The organism is Curtobacterium sp. VKM Ac-2852, assembly GCF_013205045.1.
Taxonomy (GTDB): domain Bacteria; phylum Actinomycetota; class Actinomycetes; order Actinomycetales; family Microbacteriaceae; genus Curtobacterium; species Curtobacterium flaccumfaciens.
The window spans coordinates 1,120,255-1,138,455 of record NZ_JABMLI010000001.1 but is presented as its reverse complement, the minus strand read 5'-3'; the positions used below and the strand labels follow the sequence as shown (position 1 = coordinate 1,138,455).

Here is an 18,201-nt window from a genome sequence, read left to right as displayed (position 1 = left end):
GTCACCCCAGCAGGTCGTCGCGGTGGGCTCGCGCCCAGTCGGTCAGGCTCCGGGGTGCGGTGCCGGTGATGCGCCGGACGTCGTCGCTCATCACGTCGACGCCGTCGAGGCCGCGTCGGACGACCCGGCCGAACTGCTGCCGGAGCCCCTCGGCCTGCCAGGCGGGCACCCCGCTCAGGCGGAGCACACCGGCGTAGACCCGGCTCGCCAGGTGCAGGGCGCGCACGGGTCGGCCGAGCCCTGCGGTGAGCGCGGCGGCGACACCCCGCGCATCGAGCAGGTCCGGCCCGGTGAGCACCGGTTCGGTGCCGTCGTGGCCGTCCTCCGTCAGCACCCGGGCGGCGGTCCGGGCGATGTCCTCGGTGTCGATCCAGCCGATCACCCCGCGGCCCGTGGTGTGCGGGAACCACCCCCGTCGGATCGCGGGCGCCGAGGGCTGCACGTTCGTCATGAACGACGAGGGGTGCAGGATCGTCCACGCCAGCCCGCTCTCGCGCACCAGCCGGTCGATGTGCCAGGCGGCGCTCGCCCACGACATCGGGGAGTGCTCGGCGGCGTCCCCGCCCGACAGCTGCACGATCCGGCCGACCCCGGCCCGCTGCGCCGCACGGACCCCGGTGGTCCCCTGCTCACGCTGCCGCTGGCTCACCGGCGTCACGAGGAAGAACCGGTCGACCCCGTCGAGCGCCGCGGTGAGCGCGTCCTCGTCGTCCAGGTCGGCCAGGCGGCCGTCGATGCCCCGCGCCCGGAGCGCGTCGACCTGCTCCGGTCGTCGGACCACGGCTCGCACCGTCACCCCTGCCGCCCGCAGCAGCTCCGCCGTCTTGCCCCCGACGTCCCCGGTCACGCCGGTGACCGCCACGATCTCGCCCATGTCTGCTCCCGTCCCACTGACCCGTTCTGGTATCAGTTTCCTGATACCAGAACGTACGCCGGTACGATCACCCCGTGCCCCAGGAACTCCCAGCCCCGCGTGACGACGTCGACGGCATCGTGGCGTGGACGGTCATCCGGGCCGCACGGACGCTCTCCCGCCGACTCGCGGCCGAGCTGGCGCCGCTCGGGTTGACACCCGTCGAGTTCGGGGCGCTCATCCAGCTCGCAGCGGCCGGCGAGCTCAGCCAGGCCGACCTGGCGCGGGCGGTCGGCGTCCGACCGCAGAGCATGACGACGCTCGTCGGGGGGCTCTCGACGCGGGGACTCGTGGAGCGGGGTGCTGCACCGGGCCGGGGACGGGCCTCCCGGATGCGACTGACCGACCAGGGCGAGGCGCTGCTGGCACGCGCCCACCCGATCGTCCGGGCGAGCAACGCGTGGTTCGGCGACGGTGCGGAGCCGATCTCGGCGACCCTGCTCCCGCTGCTCGAGCCGGACGCGGGCGATGACGGCTCCGCCGTTCCCTGACCCGTATCGGAAGGCAAACTTGCAAGGCGGGCTGGTGACGGACTAGCCTCCGGGGCGTGACCGACGCACCGGAGACCGACCCGACCGACCTGGCCGACGCCGTGCTGACGATGCACGGGCGACTGCGGCGGTCGTTGCTGGCCTCGAAGTCGGACGACGTCACGGCGTCGCAGACCGCCGCCCTCGGACGCCTGCTGCGGCACGGGCCGGCCACCATCGCCGACCTGGCGCGAGCCGAGGGTGTCCGACCGCAGTCGATGGGCGCGACCGTCCAGGCCCTGGTCGACCTCGGCCTGGCCGAGCGGCAGGCCGACCCGACGGACGGCCGGCGGTCGATCGTCAGCGCGACGGCGGCCGGCCGGGACGCGCGCCAGACCGCCTGGGCCGCGCGGAACCACGAGCTCGCCGAGCGGCTCGCGACCCTGCCCGAAGCGGACCGCCGCGTCGTCGCGCGGGCGATGGACCTGCTCGGGCCGATCGTCGATCCCTGACCCGCACCCCTCGCCCAGTCCTGCAACCGGAAGAAGCGCTCTCACGTCCACCACCACCACCACCACGACCCCCGACACGACCACGGGCAGCGGCTTCGGCCCGAAGCTCCTCATCCCGGTGCTCGTCGGGCCCCTGCTCAACCCGATCAACACCACGATGGTGTCGGTCGCCCTCACCCCGATCTCCCGCGACCTGGGCATCGGTGCGGCGCAGGCGATCTGGCTCGTCGCGGCCCTGTACCTGGCGAGTGCGATCGCGCAGCCCACGATGGGCAAGCTCGCCGACCGGTTCGGCCCGAAGAAGGTGTTCCTGACCGGGCTCGTCATCGTCGGGATCGCCGGGGTGGTGCCCGAGGTCCTGACCGGGTTCGGCGGCGCCGTGTTCGCCCGGGTGCTCATCGGCATCGGGACGTCGTCGGCCTACCCGGCGGCGCTCACCACGCTCCGGCAGCACTCCGCCCGGATCGGGAAGCCGACGCCGCCGCTCGTGCTCGGGGCGCTGTCGATCACGTCGCTCGTGTCCGCCGCCGCCGGCCCACCGCTCGGCGGGGCGCTCATCGCCGCGTTCGGCTGGCACGCGATCTTCCTGGTGAACGTGCCGCTCGCGGTGTTCGGCATCGTCGTGGCGACGCTCTGGCTGCCGTCCGACCGGCTGCGTCCGCGCGACGACGCCGACCTGCCGGTGCTGCAGGCGCTCGACCCGCTCGGCATGGTGCTGATGACCGGGACCGTCTCGGCGCTGCTCGTCTTCCTGCTCGACCTGTCCGCCGGGCTGTGGTGGCTGCTCGCGGTGGCCGTCGTGTTGCTCGGCGCCCTGGTGGCGTGGGAGCTCCGGGCCGTGCGACCGTTCGGCGACGTGCGGCTGCTCGCCCGGAACGGCGCGTTGTCCCGCACGTACGGCCGCCTGTTCCTGACGTACCTGCTCGCCTACACGATGACCTACGGGTTCTCGCAGTGGGTGCAGGACGTCGCGGGCTACCCGAGCGACGTCGCCGGGTACATCCAGCTGCCGGCCGCGATCGTCGCCGGGGTGGCCTCGTTCGTCGTCGCACGGAAGACCGCGATCCGCGGGCCGCTCGTCGTCGCCGCGCTGGTGCCGATCCTCGGCGGTGTGCTCCTGCTCTTCCTGCACACCGGGTCGCCCGTCGTCCTGCTCGCCCTGACTCCGGCGCTGTTCGGGGTGCCGCAGGCCCTGGCGTCGGTGTCGAACCAGGCGGCGCTGTACCGGCTCGTCCCCGCGGAGTACATCGGCACCGCAGCCGGGCTGTCCCGCACCGCGGTGTACATCGGGGCGATCGCGGCGTCCTCGCTGATCGGCGGCGTGTTCGGCCAGGCCCCGACGACGCCGGACCTGCACGTGCTGGCGTGGGTGATCCTCGGCGTCGCGGTGCTCCTGACCGTGCTGACCCTGGCCGACCGTCGCCTGCGTGACGCCGACGCACCGGCCCCTGCGCGTGCGCCCGCGCCCGCGCCCGACGCCACCGCCGCTGAGCCTGACGCTTCGTGAGCAGGAACGGTCGAGTGACCGCTGCCCACTCGACCGTTCCTGCTCACGAAGCACATCCCCCGCGGCCGGTACCCTGATCCGGTGACCGACCCGACCCCCACGCACTGGACCCTGACGCTCGTCTGCGACGACCAGCCCGGGATCGTGCACGCCGTCTCCGGAGCGATCGTCGCCGCCCAGGGCAACATCACCGAGTCGCAGCAGTTCTCCAGCGCCGACACGAACACGTTCTTCATGCGCCTGCAGGTGATGGCGCCGGTGGACCGCGCCGCCTTCGAAGCAGCGCTCGCCCCCGTCGCCGCCCGCTACGACGCCCGGGTCCAGCTCGACCTCGTCGGTCGTCCGCTGCGCACCCTCGTGCTGGTGTCGAAGGCGGGCCACTGCCTGAACGACCTGCTCTACCGGCAGCGCGGCGGACAGCTGCCGATCGAGGTCCCCCTCGTGCTGTCGAACCACGCGGACCTGTCCGAGCTCGCCGCGTTCTACTCCGTGCCGTTCGAGCACCGCCCGGTCACCGACGCCGATTCGAAGGAGCAGATGGAGCGGCGCGTGCTGCAGGCGGTGGAGGAGCACGACATCGAGCTCGTCGTCCTCGCCCGCTACATGCAGATCCTGTCGCCCGAGCTCTGCGCCGCGCTCGAGGGCCGTGCCGTGAACATCCACCACTCGTTCCTGCCCGGCTTCAAGGGCGCGAACCCGTACCGGCAAGCGCACGCCCGCGGGGTGAAGCTCATCGGTGCGACCGCGCACTTCGTGACGAGCGACCTCGACGAGGGCCCGATCATCGAGCAGAACGTCGTCCGCGTCGACCACACCAAGGAACCGGCCGAGCTGGTGTCCATCGGGCAGGACGAGGAGTCCCGCACGCTCACCCAGGCGGTGCGCTGGATCGCGGAGGACCGCGTCCTGCTCGACGGCGCCCGCACCATCATCTTCAAGTAGGCAGCACCATGACCAACGCCCCGCAGTCCCCCGTCGACTGGGAATCGGTTCCCGACCCGGCCGCCGTCCGGCAGCCACGACGGCGGTTCGAGGCCTGGATGGTCCTGCGGATCGCCGTGATGGTGTTCGGCCTGCTGTCCCTGGCCTTCTGGGGCTACTGGTCGTGGCAGCTCCCGCTCCCCGGCTACCTGTTCATGGTCGGTGCCCCGCTGTTCGCCGCGGTCGTCTGGTACTTCTTCCGGTCGCCGCGGTCCCCGATCGAGACCGACGTCGTCGGCAAGACCATCGTCGAGGTCGCCCTGGTCGTCGCCGCAGGCGCGACCTGGATCTCCATCGGCCACCCGGTCGTCGGGGTCGTCTTCATCGTGATCGCCGCCCTGAGCGGCCTGATCGCGTTCCGCAAGGAGACCGCATGAGCACCACGGGCCTCCAGACCGGCCAGGAGGCCCAGCGCACGCTGGTCCGCGCAGCCCGCGTCGTCGACGTGGCCGGCACCACGGCCGACGGCTGGGTCCTGGTCGTCGGCGACACGATCCACGCGACCGGTTCCGGCCCCGAGGCCCCCGCGGCAGACCGGGTCGTCGACCTGGGCGACGCGGTCCTGACGCCCGGTTTCGTGGACCTGCACGGGCACGGTGGGGCGACCGAGGCGTACGAGGACGACTCGTTCGACCGTTCGCTCGCGATGCACCGTTCGCACGGCACGACCCGATCCGTCCTGTCGCTCGTCGCGAACCCGGTCCCCGCCCTCGCGGCGTCGCTGGCCCGCGTCCGCGCCGTGATGGCGACCGACCCGCTCGTGGTCGGGGTGCACCTGGAGGGACCGTTCCTGTCCCCGCACAACAAGGGTGCGCACAACGAGTCGTTCCTGATCGACCCGACGCCCGCCGCGGTCGACGCGCTGCTCGGAGCGGGCGAGGGCGTCATCCGCCAGGTCACGATCGCGCCCGAGCTGCCCGGAGCCCTCGACGCCGTCCGCCGGTTCGTCGAGGCCGGCGTCACGGTCGCCGTCGGCCACACGGTCGGCACGTACGACCAGGCCCGTGCCGCCTTCGACGCCGGGGCGACGATCCTGACCCACGCCTGCAACGCGATGCCCGGGCTGCACCACCGCGCACCGGGGCCGATCGGCGCTGCCGTGGCGGACGACCGCGTGACGCTCGAGCTCATCCTGGACGCCGTGCACGTGCACCCGGTCGTCGCGGAGACGCTCTTCCGGGCGACGCCGGGTCGTGTGGCGCTGATCACCGACGCGATGGGCGCTGCGGGTGCGGCCGACGGCTCGTACCGGCTCGGATCGCTCGACGTCACGGTGACCGACGGGGTCGCGCACGTCGCGGGGACCGACACCATCGCGGGATCGACGCTGACGCAGGACGTGGCGCTCCGCAACGCGGTCTCGCTCGCCGGGCGGACCCTGCCCGAGGCCGTGGCGGCGCTGACGAGTGCGCCGGCCGCAGCACTCGGGCTCGGCGACCGCCTGGGTCGGCTGGCTCCGGGGTTCGCCGCGGACCTCGTGGCGCTGTCGCCGTCGCTCGAGGTGCAGCGCGTGTGGGGCGGCGGGCGCCAGCTGCGCTGAGGCGCGCAGCGCGTGTTCAGCGGTCGACCGGGCGCCCTCGCTCGCCGCTCGCCCACGACGTGTCCGCCGTCTCCCCGACCCGGAGCGAGAGCGTGCCGCCCCGGGTGACGAACGACGCCGGCACCCACGACTGCTCCAGCGTCCGCCCGTTCAACCGGGCTCCCTGCACGTACGGCTCGGTCCCGGTCGACCGGATGACGATCCGCTCCCCGCTCGAGCGCCGGATGTCGACCGTGCTGAACGTCGGGCTGCCGATGAGCACCTCCGCTCGCCCGGGCGTCTGCGGGAACAGGCCGATCGAGGCGAAGACGTACCAGGCGCTCATCGTGCCGAGGTCGTCGTTGCCGGGCAGGCCGCCGGGGCCGGTCGAGTAGGCGTCGTCCACGACCTGCCGCACGGTCTCCTGCGTCTTCCAGGGCTTGCCGAGGGCGTTGTACATCCACGGCGTGTGGATGTCGGGCTCGTTCGTGGGGTCGAACTTCGTGGCGTCGCCACCGGTGACCACCCAGTTGCCCGAGGCGTCGTGGAAGAAGTCGTCGAGCCGTGCGACCGCGGCGTCGTCACCGCCGAGCGCGCTGGACAGCCCCTGCACGTCCTGCGGCACGAGCCAGGTGTACTGCGCGCTGGTGCCCTGCGCGAACCCGGTCCCCGTCGACGGCGACCAGCCCGGCGTCCACGAGCCGTCGGCCTGGCGCGCGGCCTGGTACCCGACGGCGGCGTTGAAGGTGTTCTTCCAGGAGGTCCCCCGCTCGGCGAACATCCGGGCGTCGGAACGAAGTCCGAGGGAACCCGCCCAGTACCCGAGCGCGCTGTCGGAGATCGAGTCCTCGAGGGTCTCGGCAGCACCGCCCCAGCAGGAGCAGTCGTCGTTCGCCGCGTACTGCCGCTCCAGGTACTCGTCGAGTGCGGGCCGCTGCGCCAGGCACTGCCCCGGGCACCCGATGTCGCTCTCGGCGTCCGCGTTCTCGACCGTCGCCTGGCGTTTCAGCGAGGCGTAGGCGGCCCGGACGTCGAAGTTCCGGACGCCCATGGCGTACCAGGTGGCGAGCGTCGCGGCCGAGGGGTCGCCGGTCATCACGTGCGTCGGCGCGCCGAGGTGCAGCCAGCGGTCCCACACCCCGCCGTTCTGCTCGGCGAACCGCAGCATCGACTGCGCCATGTCCCCGGCGACGTCCGGCCGCAGCAAGGCCAGCAGCTGGATCTGCGCCCGGTACTGGTCCCACCCGGAGTACGTGCCGTAGACGGCACGGTGTCCGCGGTCCATCCGGTGCACCCGCAGGTCCGGGCCGAGGTAGCGCCCGTCGCGGTCGTTCAGCGTGTTCGGCTGCATGAGTGCGTGGTAGACCGACGTGTAGAGCTGGGTGGTCCGGTCCGCCGTGCCGCCGCCGACGCGCAGGCGCGACAGTTCACGGTTCCAGGAGGCCCGTGTGCCGGCCGCCACGCTGGCTACGGTCGAGCGCTTGGTCACCTCGCCGTCACGGTTGGCGACCGCCCCGGCCGCGCTCACGTACGAGATGCCGATCTTCGCCTGCACCGTCGCTCCGCGACGGGCGTCGAACCCGACCCACGCGCCGGAACCGCGTCCGGCGCGGTCGGCCCCGGTCAGGTAGCCCTCCCCACCGGAGGAGGACGTGCCTCCAGGCTGGACCGTGCCGTCCTTCCAGGTGCCGGTGCTCGCGAACGCCGTGTCGAAGGTCGCGGTGAAGTACAGGCGGTAGTAGCTGCGGCGGTCCGGGTTGGTGGCGCCGCCGCCGTTCGCGCGGCGGCTGCAGAAGCCGCCCGTCAGGACGCTGCCGCTGACCGTGCGGGTGCGGGGGTCGACGCGGGTGATCGCGGCCTCGCTGCCGTTGATCGAGTTCGACGTGCGGAACAGCAGGTTCGCGTCCTTGCCGGCCGGGAACGTGAACGCGCCGACGCCGGCGCGCGTGGTGACGGCGAGGTCGGTGCGGACGCCGTTGTCGAGCGTGACGCCGTAGCGTCCGGGGCTCGCGGACTCCTGGTCGTGGGAGTACCCGGCGGCGTAGACAGCGTCCTTCGAGTCGGCCGACGGCGAGGTCGTGACCGGGGTCGTGACCGGCATGATCGGCACGTCTCCCGCAGCACCCGGAGCACACCCGGCCCCGTTCAGGTGCGTCAGGCTGAAGCCGCGCAGCCGGTTCACGTCGTACGAGTAGCCGTTCGCCACCGGGGTCGACGTCTGGTCGCCCGCGGTCCCGGTGGGACTCCACTGCACCATGCCGAACGGTGCGGTGGCCCCGGGCCAGGTGTTGCCGTTGTTGCTCGTGCCGACGAAGGGGTCGACGTACCGGGCCGGATCGCTCACGGTCCGCCCGGCCTGCGTCGACGGCGAGCCCGCCGCCGGCGCGGCGACGATCCCCGTGCCCAGCAGTACGGCGATCGTGGCCACCGCGGCGAGCGGGAGCGGACGGACGAGCGGGCGACGGTGCACGCGAGATCGGTTCACGTTCGTGACGCTAGCCCCCTCGGACGGGGGACGTCCGCTCTCGTCACCGAGCGCTCTCCCGCTGTTCACGTCGGGTTCGGCGACGGGCCCCGGCACCCTCCGCTGCCGGCTCGGGGTCAGCCGCCGTGCTCCGCGCAGCTGTCGGTGCCGCTGTAACAGGCCGGCGCCTCGCGATCACGCCACGTGTCCTGCTCCGTCTGGTTCCAGCGCCCCTGCGGGACGGCGAGGACGTAGGCGGCCACGAGCACGATCGGCACCATGACGACGGCGGTCACCACGACGCCGGTGCGCCCCGTCCGGACGCCGAGGAGCACGGCGACGAAGCAGGCCACGGGTCCCAGGACGAGCAGGAACTCGTAGGTGTGGACCGCACCGGGACTCTCGACGTTGTCCCCGAACAGGCGCAGTGTCGAGACGATCGTGGCGAACATCGCGACGGGAACGACGCAGAGCACCAGCACCGCGGCGAGCGCGACGCGGCGCTCGACCCGGACGCCGCGGCCCTTCCGGCGCTCCCGCTCGAGCCGCGCGTACTCCGCGCCCACCGGGTCGTCCGTCGCTGCGTCGTCCACCCCCACCATCGGGTGAGTGTCGCACGGAACGGTGCCGACCGGTACGTGATCAGGCCGTCGTGCGCGCTGCGACCTCGTCGACGAAGGTGCGGACCCGCTGCCGGAACCCCGGGTCGGCGGCTGCCCCGCGGACGGGGACGACGTGCAGCCGCCGGTCACCCCGACGCAGCGCCGGCCCGACGAACACCCCCTCGGCGACGTCCGGTGCGGTGGCCGACCAGAGCGTCGAGCGAGCGCCGTCCTCCGCGGTCCGGGCCATGCTGCGGGCGACCAGGCCACCGAGGCGCTGCGTGAGGGTCTCGGCCTGGTCGTTCATCCCCGTCGCTGCGATGCCGGGGTGTGCGATGACCGAGCGGACGTCCGAGCCGGCAGCGCGGAGCCGCTCACCGAGGTCGACCGCGAGCGCCGTCGCCGCCGTCTTCGAGTCGGTGTACACGGCGAACTGGGAGTAGCCGCTCGCATCGTCGACCCCGCCCGGTGCAGGCACGCGGCGGGTGCGCTGCGACAGGTTCGACCCGACGAGCACGACCCGGGGTGACGGTCCACCGAGCACCGGGAGCATCGCGTCGGCGAGCACGGCCGGGCCGACGACGTTGGTGGCCCAGGTGCGTTCGATGCCCTCGTCGGTCAGCCCGAACGCGCCGAGCGTCGCGCCGGCGTTGTTGACGAGGGCGTCCACGACGATGCCGTCCGCGGCGAGCTGCCGGGCGAACGCCGTGACCGAGGCGACCGACGCGGTGTCGACGACCCGCGCCTCCAGACCCGCGGGGAGGACGCGAGCCGCCTTGTCCGGGTTGCGGACCGCCGCGATGACGCGCGCTCCAGCGGCGGCCAGTCGGGTCGCGACCACCAGACCGAGTCCGCCGGTCGCACCGGTGACCACGACCGTCCGCCCGTGCTGGTCCGCCATCTGTCCGGGCTCCCACGTGAAGGGTTCCATCGTCGTCTCCTGTCCGCACTCCGTCTCGAATCGGATGATCCATCCGGAACGCTAGCACAAGCGGATAGAGTGTCCGCATGACCATCGCCATGGCCCGCCCCGAAGCGCTGCGTTCCGATGCGCAGCGCAACCGGACCGCGCTGCTCGACGTCGCCCGGTCGTTCCTCGAGCGCGGCGAGCAGCCGCTCCTGAACGCCGTCGCACACGAGGCCGGTGTGGGTGTCGGGACCGCCTACCGGCACTTCCCGTCGCAGCAGCACCTGCTCGAGGCGCTCGCGATCGACGCGCTCGAGGACATGCTCGACCTCGTCCGTGTCGCCGTCGCGCTGCCCGACACAGGGGACGCGCTCCGCGGGGTCGTGACGGCTGCCTTCCGGAGCATGGTCGACGATGCCGCCCTGGGCGACCTGCTGACGAACGGCGGGTTCTCGTGCGCCGACACCGCTGCGCTCGCAGGAGACCTGGTGGTGTCCGTCGACGCACTGCTCGCTCGGGCACGGGCCGAGGGGCTCGCGCGTGCCGACGTCGACGCGGACGACCTGCGACGGCTGCTGTGCGGGATGCGGGCGGCCGCCGTTGCCGGTGGCTCCCGGGTGCACGACCCCGAGCGCTACGTCGAGGTGCTGCTGGCGGGCCTCCGCCCGGCCTGACCACCACCCTCGCGCCCCGCGTGCCTCGCTGTCAGGATGGGCGCATGAGCGTCATGGTGTCCGTCTTCGATGCGTACCGGTCCCGCACGAGCGAGAAGTACACGGCCTACCCGCCGGACGTGCTCCCCATGTTCGTCGCCGAGATGGACAGCATGCTCGCCGAGCCGATCCGCGACGCCCTGGTCACGGCGGTGACGAACGGCGACACCGGGTACGTCGGGCACGGGCGGGCCCTGCCCGAGGCGTTCGCCGACTTCGCCGAGAGCCGGTGGGCGTGGCGGGTCGACCCCGATCTGGTCCGCACCACCACGGACGTGTCGGTCGCGGCGGTCGAGGTGCTGCGCCGGGTCATCGAGCCGGGTGACCAGGTGGTCATCATGCCGCCCGTGTACCCGCCGTTCTGGGAGTACGTGTCCGAGGCGGGCGGCACCGTCACCGAGGTCCCGCTGCTCGCCCCCGCGGGCCCGGCCGACCCGTTCGACACGACGGCCGGCTGGCGGATGGACCTCGACGGCATCGCGCAGGCGTTCGCCGACGGAGCCCGCACGGTGCTGCTCTGCAACCCGCACAACCCCCTCGGTCTGGTGCACGACCGCGAGTCGCTCGTCGCACTCGCGAAGCTGGCCGCCGAGTGGGACGCCGTCGTGGTGTCCGACGAGATCCACGCGCCGCTCGTGCACGCCGACGCGGTGTTCACGCCGTTCCTGGAGTCCTGCCCCGAGGCCGCATCGCTCGGTGTCGCCCTGACGAGTGCGAGCAAGGCCTGGAACCTCGCCGGCACGAAGTGCGCGATGATGATCGGCGCCTCGGAGCGGGCCCGCGCCTGGTTCGACGGCCTGCCGACCGAGGTCGTCGAGCGCACCGGCATCCTCGGCTACACCGCGAGCGTCGCGGCCTTCAGCGAGGGCGAGCCGTGGCTGGCATCACTGCTCACCGAGCTCGCGGCGAACCGGCGCACCCTGGCCGAGCGGATCGGCGACGTGCTGCCCGGCGCCGAGTACCGGCAGCCGCAGGCGTCGTACCTGGCGTGGCTCGACCTGCGGGCGCTGCCGTGGGGCGACGACCCCGCGGCGGAGCTCGTCGACCGGGCGAAGGTGGCGCTCGGCTCCGGCCCGGCGTTCGGACGGCAGGGCCGGGGCTTCGCGCGGCTGAACTTCGGGTGCTCGGCGGAGACCCTCGACGAGGGGCTGAGCCGCCTCGCCGCAGCCGCGCGCGCCTGACACCGGACCTGGATCGGGCCGGAAGACGCCGGCGTGCGCGTGCGACGCCCCGCAATCGTCGACACGCCCCCGAATTCGGCGGCGTGTCGGCGCTCGGGCGGCGTCTGAGCAAGCCGCCGGCGTCTACCGCAGCAAGACGCCAGCGGCGCGCTACTCGAACCGCTGCCAGGCCGGCTTGTTCGCGTACGTGTAGCGGTAGTAGTCGGCGAGCTGCAGCCCGGCGGCGGCTTCCTCGTCGACGACGACGGTCGCGTGCTCGTGCAGCTGCAGGGCCGAACCGGGCACGAAGGAGCTGAGCGGCCCCTCGACCGCAGCGGCGACGGCCGCCGCCTTCGACGGGCCCTGGGCGACGAGGACGAGCTCGCGGGCTTCGAGGATGGTGCCGAGACCCTGCGTCATGCAGTGCGTCGGGACCTGCTCGGGCGAGTCGAAGAAGCGCGCGTTGGCGTCTCGGGTCGACGGCGCGAGGGTCTTGATGCGGGTGCGCGAGGCGAACGACGACGTCGGTTCGTTGAACCCGATGTGGCCGTTGGCCCCGATGCCGAGGATCTGCACGTCGATCCCGCCCGCCGCACGGATCGCGGCGTCGTACTCCTTGGCCGCGAACTCGAGGTCGGCGGCACGGCCGTCCGGCACCCGCACGCGCGACGCGTCGAAGCCGAGGGGTGCCACGACGTCGCGGGCGATCACGGCCGCGTACGACTCGGGGTGCTCGAGCGGGATGCCGACGTACTCGTCGAGGGCGAACCCACGGGCCTCGGCGAACGAGATCTCGCCCGCCTGCACCCGGCGCTGCAGGTCGGTGTAGATGCCCTGCGGGCTGGATCCGGTGGCGAGACCGATGACGGCGGACGGCTTCTTGGCGACGACGGACGCGATCTTGGCCGCGGCGACGCGACCGACCTCGTCCGGCGTGGGCAGGATGATGATCTCCACACACCAAGCCTACTGGTCATGACCAGTCTGCGACAGGGGTCGTGTGGGTAGCGTGGAGGCATGCCGACCCCCGACTTCGTCCTGTCCCTGCGCGAGAAGATCGGCACGGCGCCGCTCTGGCTGTCGGGCGTGAGCGCCATCGTGACGCGCGGCTCCGGCGCCGAGCGCGAACTGCTCGTGGTGCGACGGGCCGACACGGGCGCGTACACGCCGGTCACCGGGATCGTCGACCCGGGCGAGGAACCCGCCGTCGCCGCCGAACGCGAGGTCCTCGAGGAAGCCGACGTCGTCGCCGTCGCCGAACGCCTGGCCTGGGTGCAGGTGCTGCCCGAGATGACCTACCCGAACGGCGACCGGTCGCAGTACCTCGACCTGGTCTTCGCCTGCCGGTACGTCTCCGGGACGCCGAACCCCGCCGACGGCGAGAACACCGAGGCGTTCTGGGCTCGGCTCGACGCCCTGCCCGACATGTCCGAGAACATGCGGGCACGCGTCGAGGCCGGGCTGGCGGACGAGCGCGAGGCGCGCTTCCAGCGCTGACCCCACCGGCCTGGAGGCGCGGTGCCAGGCCGCCACGGGCCTCCCGTCCGCGTCCCCCGACGTTTCGGGCGCAGCGACAGTCCGCGCATCTGCTCGCGCGTGGACTGTCGCTCAGCGCGAAACCTCGTCGCGACTACGCGAGCGGCGCGACCGCCACGGGTGCGCCGAGCAGGCGCACGGCGACGGGGTCGCCGGTGGCCCGGCGGTCGCCGACCTCGTGCTGGACGGTCACGACGGTGTCGTCGTCCAGGCGGACGGTGGTGCGGCGGATCGACCCGAGGAAGCTCGAGGTGACGACGGTGCCGGTGATGCCCTCGGGGGCGAAGGCGATGTCCTCCGGCCGGACGTAGGCGAGCACCGGTCCGTCCGGAGCCGAGGAGTCGAGCGCCGGCACCCGGAACCCGTACACGAAGACGTCGCCCCCGCGCAGGTCGCCCTGCAGCCGGTTCGACTGACCGACGAAGTCCGCCGTGAAGGCCGACGACGGGGTGCGGTAGAGCTCCTCGGGCGTGCCGATCTGCTCGATGTCGCCCGCCTGCATCACCGCGATCCGGTCGGAGACGGCGAGCGCTTCCTCCTGGTCGTGCGTCACGAACACCGTGGTGATGCCGAGGTCGCTCTGGATCCGTCGGATCTCGTCGCGCAGCGAGACCCGGACCTTCGCGTCCAGGGCCGACAGCGGCTCGTCGAGCAGGAGCACCCGGGGGCGGGTGACCAGGGCACGGGCCAGGGCGACGCGCTGCTGCTGCCCGCCGGAGAGCTGGTGCGGGTAGCGCTCGGCGAACTCGCCGAGGTGGACCATGTCGAGGGCCTCGACCACGCGGCTCCTGCGTTCGGCGGCGGGGACCCGGCGCATCTCGAGGCCGAAGGCGACGTTCTGCCGGACCGTCATGTGCGGGAACAGCGAGTACTGCTGGAACACCATGCCGATGTCGCGTTTGTTGACCGGGGTGTCGGCGACGTCCTGGCCGTCGATGCGGATGGAGCCGGCGTCGATCGCCTCGAGGCCCGCGAGCGCCCGGAGCGCCGTCGTCTTGCCGCAACCGGACGGGCCGAGCAGCGACACGAACTCCCCCGGCTCGACACGGAGCGACAGTCCCGCGAGCGCCCGGTGTGCGCCGTAGTGCTTCTCGACGGCGTGGAGTTCGACGACGGCACCGGTGGTGGCGAGGGACGCCGGGGCTGCCGGAGCGGTGACGGTCATGCGGACTCCTGGGTGCGGGGACGACGGGTGGTGCGGGTGCGGGTGCGGCGGACCCGGCCCGTGCGACGGGTCCCGATGCGGCCGATGACGACGAGCAGCACGAAGCCGAACACGAGCGCGGCGACCGAGAAGATCGCGGCGACGTACGGGTCGGTCCCCTGCACGAGCACGAGCCCGGTCTGGAACGTGCTGCGGGAGAGGAACGCGGCGAGGGTGTACTCGCCGAGGACCACGGTGATCGTGAGGAAGCACGCGGCGGTGATGCCCCGGCGCAGGTTCGGCAGGAGCACGCGCCAGGTGACGGTCCACCACGAGGCACCGAGTGAGCGGGCGGCCTCGGACAGGACGATCAGGTCCATCGCGGTGATGGCGGCGGCGATCGGGCGGAACGCGAACGGCAGTGTGACGATGCCGATCGCGAACGCCAGCGTCCAGGCACCGGAGCCGAAGACCTGCGAGACGACCTGGTACACGGGGATGAACCCGACGACGAGCACCACGACCGGCACGGTGATCGGCACGATGCAGACGAACTCCAGGACGCGTCGGAGCCTCGGGTAGCGGAGCGCGGTGATGATCTGGGCGGGCAGCAGCACGAGCAGCACGATCCCGACGGTGATCACGGCGATGAGCAGCGACGCCCCGAGCCCGTCGAACACGGGCTGGTAGGTGAACGCGTTGGCCGGGTCGCCGATCGCTGCCCAGTGCGCGAAGGTCAGGCCGCCGTCGGTGCCCTGCCGGAACGTGAACTGCAGCAGGGCGACCAGCGGGACGGCGAACAGCAGCCCGATCACGGTGAGCACGGTCACTGCCGCACCACGGGACGGGGCCGTGCCGAAGCGGCGGACGCGGGACGGGCCTCCGAGCCGAACCGGCTGCGCCGGACGCACCGGGCGGACCGGTGCCGCCGCGCTCATCGCTGCCACCTGGCGGCTCGGCGCTGCAGCAGCGAGTAGGCGCCCATCACGACCGCCATCACGACGACCATGCCGAACGCGAGCACCCCGGCGACGTTCTGCAGGCCGACGAGCGTCTCGCTGGTGAGCTGCGTGCGGATCGTGAGCGGCACGATGCCGCCCTGCGAGATGAGGGCCGCGGCGGTGGCGAACGACGAGAAGCCGTTCGCGAAGAGCAGCAGGAGCGACCCCCAGAACGCCGGCGCCAGGACCGGCAACGCGATGCGGCGCCAGTACGTCAGGCGCGAGGCGCCGAGGGTCGCGGCGGCCTCGCCCCACTGGGCCTTGACGCCCTCGAGTGCGGGCATGAACGTGAGGACCATGAGCGGCACCTGGAAGTAGACGTAGGGGATGACGAGCCCGGGCACGGTGTACAGGAAGGCGCCGTCAGCGTTGAGGTCGACGTGGAAGACCGTGACCAACCACGTCGTGACGAGTCCCTGCACGCCGATCGTGGCGATGAACGCGAACGCGAGCATGACGCCGCCGAACTGGGCGAGGACGCTCGCCGCCGAGTCGATCATCGACCGGACCAGTCCGTCCGGCCGCAGTGCCGAGAGCGCCCAGCAGACGACCGCGCCGAGCACGGCTCCGATGACCGCGGAGGCGGCGGACAGGCCGAACGACCCGCCGAACGCCCGCAGCACGGACGGGTCGGCGAAGGCCGCGAGGTTCGCGAACGTGAACGCTCCGGAGCCGTCGAAGAAGCCGCTGCCGATCGCGATCACGGCGGGGACGGCGAGGAACAGCAGGACGTAGGCGGCGAAGGGGGTCAGCCCCAGCCAGGCGAGGCCGACGCGGCGCCGGACACGGGGTCCGGCGCCGCGACGGACGGCATCGGCGGGCGCGGACGCCGGGCGCACGGTGCTCGGAGCGCTCGTCGCGGGCGCGTCTGCCGATGCGGTGGTCATGCTGCTCAGGACCCCATCGTCGAGGACCACTTGGCCTTGAGCACCGTCGCGGCGTCGGCGACCTGCGCGTCGGTCAGCTCGACGTAGTCCTTCGGCGCGCCACCGGCGGCGTCGAGGGCGTCCTGGTCGACCTTGCCGGACTTCTCCATCGCCGACAGGGTGGCGGGGAACGCACCGGCCTGCAGGTACAGGTTCTGGGCCTCCGGGCTGGCGATGTACTCCTGCCACAGGCGGGCGGCCGCGGGGTGCGGGGCGTCCTTGGTGATGGCCTGCGAGTAGTACGAGCCGAGCGCCTGTCCCTTCGGGACGACGGTCTTCCAGTCCTTGTTGCCACTCGCGCCCGCTGCCGGTCCCCACGCCAGGTTGTTGTACGACCACTGGATGACCACGGGGGTCTCACCCGAGGCGACCGTGGCCTGCGTCGGCAGCACGTTCTGGAAGTTGCCGGCCTTCTTCAGGTCGCCGAAGTAGTCGACGCCCTTCGTGATGTCGTCGGCCGAGCCACCGTTCTCGAGCGCCGCCAGGTAGACGGCCGATGCTGCCTGGTTGGCCTGCGTCGGGTCACCCGCGATCGAGACCTTGCCCTTGTACTCGCTGCCGAGCAGGTCCTGCAGGTCCTTCGGGGCGTCGGAGATCTTCGACGAGTCGTACCCGATCGACATCAGGCCGGTGTAGTCACGCGTCCACGCGCCGTCCTTCTCCTTCAGGTCGGTGGGGATGTCGTCCCAGTTCGCGACCTTGTAGTCGGTGAGCAGGTCGAGGTTCTCCTGCAGCACCGCGTTGCCGAGGTCGAGCACGTCGGGCGCGGTGGACTGGCCCTTCTGCGACTTCACGGCGGCGACCTCGTCGGCGCTCGAGCCGTTCGGGTTCGCGGAGTTGATCTTGATGCCGTACTTCTTGGTGAAGCCGTCGATGATCTTGCCGTAGTTGGCCCACGACGGCGGCAGCGCGATGACGTTCAGCTGGCCCTCGGCCTTGGCGGCCTTGACGAGGGCGTCCATGCCGCCGGCGGACTGGGCGCTGGTGGCGGTCTTCCAGTCGGCGTCGCCGTCGGAGCCGGCGCTCGCGGAGCTCGTCGCCGAGCATCCGGCGAGGGTGACGATCGCTGCGGCGGCCAGGGCGATGCCGGCCAGGGTGCGCTTGTGCTGCACGGGTGGGCCTTTCGGGTGGGGGAAGGTGCTGAGGTGACCGGGGGTCCGGGTTCTGGTCGATCGTGGACGCGGCCGGTTTCCGGCCCGTGCTCCGGTGGTGAACGGCGGCGGAACAGCGGGTGCGGCTGTACGCTTTGCTCGATCTGGGCGCATGGTCGCGCCCACATCAGGCCTGGAGGCACGGATGCGGTTCACGACGACGGTCCTGCAAGCACGGAAGACGGCGACCGGACTCCCCGTCCCGGAGTCCGTCATCGAGGCGCTCGGATCCGGCAAGCGCCCCGCGGTGGTCGTCACGATCAACCGGGGCTACACCTACCGCTCCACCGTCGGGGTCATGGACGAGCAGTTCCTGGTGCCGCTGTCGGCCGCACACCGTGAGGCCGCCGGGATCGCCGCAGGGGACACCGTCGAGGTCGCACTCGAGGTCGACACCCTGCCCCGGACCGTCGACCTGCCGGAGGACCTGGCCGCCGCGCTGCAGGAGGCCGGCGTGCGTGCGACATTCGACGCCCTGTCGAACTCGCGGCAGCGGGCACTCGCCGACCCGGTCACGCAGGCGAAGGCCCCGGAGACCCGGGCCCGGCGGATCGAGAAGGCCGTGGAGTCCCTGCGGGGGTAGTGCTGCGGGGCGGGGTCGGGCGGCGGGGTTGGGCGGCCAGGTCGTTTCGGGCGTACCTGGTCGTTTCGGGCGTACCTGGTCGGAAGTTCTCGCCAGGTATGCCCGGAAGCAC

General features: G+C 72.6%; 19 protein-coding genes. 10 read left to right on the top strand and 9 right to left on the bottom strand.

Going from position 1 to position 18,201, the window contains the following annotated elements; genetic code table 11:
• Position 1: 1 nt before the first annotated feature.
• The gene (locus tag HQQ79_RS05620) at positions 2–874 is read right to left on the bottom strand and encodes an NAD(P)H-binding protein (RefSeq protein WP_173032855.1); all 873 of its coding nucleotides are present in this window, start codon (positions 872–874) and stop codon (positions 2–4) included.
• Between the two features lie 74 nt (positions 875–948).
• Between HQQ79_RS05620 and HQQ79_RS05615 the strand changes: the two genes are divergently transcribed.
• From HQQ79_RS05615 to nagA, 6 genes are all read left to right on the top strand, one after another.
• Positions 949–1,404, top strand: coding sequence for a MarR family winged helix-turn-helix transcriptional regulator (locus HQQ79_RS05615; RefSeq protein ID WP_111032312.1), 456 nt, complete (start codon positions 949–951; stop codon positions 1,402–1,404).
• Between the two features lie 56 nt (positions 1,405–1,460).
• Entirely contained in the window at positions 1,461–1,895 is a 435-nt protein-coding gene (locus tag HQQ79_RS05610) for a MarR family winged helix-turn-helix transcriptional regulator (RefSeq protein ID WP_027466646.1), read from the top strand.
• A 118-nt stretch (positions 1,896–2,013) separates the two neighbouring features.
• Entirely contained in the window at positions 2,014–3,402 is a 1,389-nt protein-coding gene (locus HQQ79_RS05605; RefSeq protein WP_216852172.1) for an MFS transporter, read from the top strand.
• Positions 3,403–3,483: 81 nt separating this feature from the next.
• Positions 3,484–4,344: a formyltetrahydrofolate deformylase gene (gene purU / locus HQQ79_RS05600; protein ID WP_173032853.1), complete on the top strand. Its 861-nt coding sequence runs from the start codon at positions 3,484–3,486 to the stop codon at positions 4,342–4,344.
• An 8-nt stretch (positions 4,345–4,352) separates the two neighbouring features.
• A complete protein-coding gene (locus HQQ79_RS05595; RefSeq protein ID WP_173032851.1) occupies positions 4,353–4,760 on the top strand; it encodes a YrdB family protein in 408 nt (135 codons plus the stop codon).
• Positions 4,757–5,923: an N-acetylglucosamine-6-phosphate deacetylase gene (gene nagA / locus HQQ79_RS05590; RefSeq protein ID WP_173032849.1), complete on the top strand. Its 1,167-nt coding sequence runs from the start codon at positions 4,757–4,759 to the stop codon at positions 5,921–5,923. Before HQQ79_RS05595 ends, nagA begins: the two co-directional genes overlap by 4 nt.
• Positions 5,924–5,939: 16 nt before the next feature.
• Here the strand turns inward: nagA and HQQ79_RS05585 are convergent, their stop codons facing one another.
• The 3 genes from HQQ79_RS05585 to HQQ79_RS05575 form a co-directional block, all read right to left on the bottom strand.
• Positions 5,940–8,387, bottom strand: coding sequence for a GH92 family glycosyl hydrolase (locus tag HQQ79_RS05585; RefSeq protein WP_367948062.1), 2,448 nt, complete (start codon positions 8,385–8,387; stop codon positions 5,940–5,942).
• Positions 8,388–8,503: 116 nt separating this feature from the next.
• Positions 8,504–8,968, bottom strand: a complete 465-nt coding sequence (locus tag HQQ79_RS05580) for a hypothetical protein (protein ID WP_173032847.1) — start codon at positions 8,966–8,968, stop codon at positions 8,504–8,506.
• Between the two features lie 40 nt (positions 8,969–9,008).
• The gene (locus HQQ79_RS05575) at positions 9,009–9,899 is read right to left on the bottom strand and encodes an SDR family NAD(P)-dependent oxidoreductase (RefSeq protein WP_173032845.1); all 891 of its coding nucleotides are present in this window, start codon (positions 9,897–9,899) and stop codon (positions 9,009–9,011) included.
• Positions 9,900–9,976: 77 nt separating this feature from the next.
• Between HQQ79_RS05575 and HQQ79_RS05570 the strand changes: the two genes are divergently transcribed.
• Positions 9,977–10,549, top strand: coding sequence for a TetR/AcrR family transcriptional regulator (locus tag HQQ79_RS05570; RefSeq protein WP_173032843.1), 573 nt, complete (start codon positions 9,977–9,979; stop codon positions 10,547–10,549).
• Positions 10,550–10,593: 44 nt separating this feature from the next.
• Positions 10,594–11,769, top strand: a complete 1,176-nt coding sequence (locus HQQ79_RS05565) for a MalY/PatB family protein (protein ID WP_173032841.1) — start codon at positions 10,594–10,596, stop codon at positions 11,767–11,769.
• Between the two features lie 150 nt (positions 11,770–11,919).
• Here HQQ79_RS05565 and nagB read toward each other — a convergent pair whose 3' ends face one another.
• A complete protein-coding gene (gene nagB, locus HQQ79_RS05560; protein ID WP_173032839.1) occupies positions 11,920–12,705 on the bottom strand; it encodes a glucosamine-6-phosphate deaminase in 786 nt (261 codons plus the stop codon).
• Positions 12,706–12,765: 60 nt separating this feature from the next.
• On the opposite strand from nagB, the gene HQQ79_RS05555 reads away from it, so the two are divergent.
• Complete coding sequence (locus HQQ79_RS05555) at positions 12,766–13,245, top strand: NUDIX domain-containing protein (protein WP_027466654.1); 480 nt, start codon at positions 12,766–12,768, stop codon at positions 13,243–13,245.
• Between the two features lie 133 nt (positions 13,246–13,378).
• On the opposite strand, the gene HQQ79_RS05550 is transcribed toward HQQ79_RS05555, so the two are convergent.
• From HQQ79_RS05550 to HQQ79_RS05535, 4 genes are read right to left on the bottom strand one after another with little or no spacing between them, the layout of a single operon-like run.
• Positions 13,379–14,449 carry an ABC transporter ATP-binding protein gene (locus tag HQQ79_RS05550; protein WP_071245369.1) on the bottom strand — a complete coding sequence of 357 codons (1,071 nt, stop codon included), beginning with the start codon at positions 14,447–14,449 and terminating at the stop codon, positions 13,379–13,381.
• Entirely contained in the window at positions 14,446–15,366 is a 921-nt protein-coding gene (locus tag HQQ79_RS05545; RefSeq protein ID WP_173032837.1) for an ABC transporter permease, read from the bottom strand. Before HQQ79_RS05545 ends, HQQ79_RS05550 begins: the two co-directional genes overlap by 4 nt.
• Positions 15,363–16,316: an ABC transporter permease subunit gene (locus tag HQQ79_RS05540; RefSeq protein ID WP_027466657.1), complete on the bottom strand. Its 954-nt coding sequence runs from the start codon at positions 16,314–16,316 to the stop codon at positions 15,363–15,365. The genes HQQ79_RS05545 and HQQ79_RS05540 overlap by 4 nt, the downstream gene beginning before the upstream one ends.
• Positions 16,317–16,321: 5 nt before the next feature.
• Positions 16,322–17,467 carry an ABC transporter substrate-binding protein gene (locus tag HQQ79_RS05535; protein WP_071245371.1) on the bottom strand — a complete coding sequence of 382 codons (1,146 nt, stop codon included), beginning with the start codon at positions 17,465–17,467 and terminating at the stop codon, positions 16,322–16,324.
• A 184-nt stretch (positions 17,468–17,651) separates the two neighbouring features.
• Between HQQ79_RS05535 and HQQ79_RS05530 the strand changes: the two genes are divergently transcribed.
• Positions 17,652–18,089, top strand: coding sequence for a YdeI/OmpD-associated family protein (locus HQQ79_RS05530; RefSeq protein WP_111056613.1), 438 nt, complete (start codon positions 17,652–17,654; stop codon positions 18,087–18,089).
• Positions 18,090–18,201 lie beyond the last annotated feature (112 nt).

Excerpts from the sequence above, each read along its gene's own strand:
- HQQ79_RS05620 (WP_173032855.1), bottom strand. The coding sequence starts at position 874 with ATGGGCGAGATCGTGGCGGTCACCGGCGTGACCGGGGACGTCGGGGGC.
- HQQ79_RS05595 (WP_173032851.1), top strand. The coding sequence starts at position 4,353 with ATGACCAACGCCCCGCAGTCCCCCGTCGACTGGGAATCGGTTCCCGAC.
- nagA (WP_173032849.1), top strand. The coding sequence starts at position 4,757 with ATGAGCACCACGGGCCTCCAGACCGGCCAGGAGGCCCAGCGCACGCTG.
- HQQ79_RS05580 (WP_173032847.1), bottom strand. The coding sequence starts at position 8,968 with ATGGTGGGGGTGGACGACGCAGCGACGGACGACCCGGTGGGCGCGGAG.
- HQQ79_RS05575 (WP_173032845.1), bottom strand. The coding sequence starts at position 9,899 with ATGGAACCCTTCACGTGGGAGCCCGGACAGATGGCGGACCAGCACGGG.
- HQQ79_RS05570 (WP_173032843.1), top strand. The coding sequence starts at position 9,977 with ATGACCATCGCCATGGCCCGCCCCGAAGCGCTGCGTTCCGATGCGCAG.
- HQQ79_RS05565 (WP_173032841.1), top strand. The coding sequence starts at position 10,594 with ATGAGCGTCATGGTGTCCGTCTTCGATGCGTACCGGTCCCGCACGAGC.
- HQQ79_RS05555 (WP_027466654.1), top strand. The coding sequence starts at position 12,766 with ATGCCGACCCCCGACTTCGTCCTGTCCCTGCGCGAGAAGATCGGCACG.
- HQQ79_RS05550 (WP_071245369.1), bottom strand. The coding sequence starts at position 14,449 with ATGACCGTCACCGCTCCGGCAGCCCCGGCGTCCCTCGCCACCACCGGT.
- HQQ79_RS05545 (WP_173032837.1), bottom strand. The coding sequence starts at position 15,366 with ATGAGCGCGGCGGCACCGGTCCGCCCGGTGCGTCCGGCGCAGCCGGTT.
- HQQ79_RS05540 (WP_027466657.1), bottom strand. The coding sequence starts at position 16,316 with ATGACCACCGCATCGGCAGACGCGCCCGCGACGAGCGCTCCGAGCACC.
- HQQ79_RS05530 (WP_111056613.1), top strand. The coding sequence starts at position 17,652 with ATGCGGTTCACGACGACGGTCCTGCAAGCACGGAAGACGGCGACCGGA.